The sequence below is a fragment of the Kitasatospora sp. NPDC056076 genome, assembly GCF_042266305.1.
Lineage (GTDB): Bacteria > Actinomycetota > Actinomycetes > Streptomycetales > Streptomycetaceae > Kitasatospora.
Genome location: NZ_JBHJWG010000128.1, coordinates 1 through 1,052, shown reverse-complemented (window position 1 = coordinate 1,052; position 1,052 = coordinate 1). Strand labels below are relative to the sequence as shown.

At 76.4% G+C, this 1,052-nt stretch carries 1 protein-coding gene; it reads left to right on the top strand.

The features are described 5' to 3' along the window. A partial coding sequence (locus ACFC1T_RS38375) for an AMP-binding protein (protein WP_375897442.1) occupies window positions 1–1,052 on the top strand: 1,052 nt, incomplete at both ends.

Below are 1,052 nucleotides of genomic sequence, written 5' to 3'. Positions count from 1 at the left end.
GCCCTCGCCGGGCGGCTCTGCCTGCTGCTCGCCGGGCTGGCCGACGGCCTGGACCGGCCGCTGCGCGAACTCGCCTGGACCACGCCCGAGGAGCGCCGCCGGACGACCGGGCCGGTCACCCTCCCGGCCCGGCCCCGGAACACCCTGGTGGACCGCTACGTGGCCCAGGCCGCCCGCCCCCCGCACGCCCGGGCCGTCAGCCACGGCACCGAGCACCTCGACTACGCCCAACTGGACGCCCGGGCCTCCCGGTTGGCCCACCGGCTGGCCGAACTCGGCGCCGGGCCCGAGCGGTTCGTCGCCCTCGCGCTGCCCCGGACGGCCGACCTGGTGGTGGCCGTGCTCGCCGTGCTCAAGGCCGGTGCGGCCTACCTGCCGCTCGACCCGGACCTGCCCGCCGAACGCCGCGCCGAACTGCTCGGCGACGCCGCCCCGGTGGCCCTGGTGACGCTCGACCGCACCGACGCGGACGTCCCCGTCCTGGCACTGGCCGACCCGGCCGTGCGCGCCGACCTGGAGCGCCGCCCGGCCGCCCCGCTCGGCCCCCGCCACCGCCCGCTGCCCGACAACCCCGCCTACGCCATCTACACCTCCGGCTCCACCGGCCGCCCCAAGGGCGTCGTGGTGCCGCACGCCAACGTGGTCCGGCTGTTCGACCACACCCGGGAACTCCTCGGCTTCGGCCCGCAGGACGTCTGGACGCTGTTCCACTCCTACACCTTCGACTTCTCGGTCTGGGAGCTCTGGGGCCCGCTGCTGCACGGCGGCCGACTGGTCGTGGTGCCCGCGGACACCGCCCGCGACCCGGAGGCGTTCCTGCGGCTGCTCGCCGACGAGGGCGTCACCGTGCTCAACCAGACCCCGTCCGCGTTCCTGCCGCTGGTCCGCGCCGACGCCGAACACCCCGAACTCTCCCGGCGGTCGGCGCTGTGCACGGTCGTCTTCGGCGGCGAGGCGCTGGACGTCACCCGGCTCGCCGACTGGTACGCCCGCCACCCCCAGGACGCCCCGCGCCTGGTCAACATGTACGGCATCACCGAGACCACCGTGCA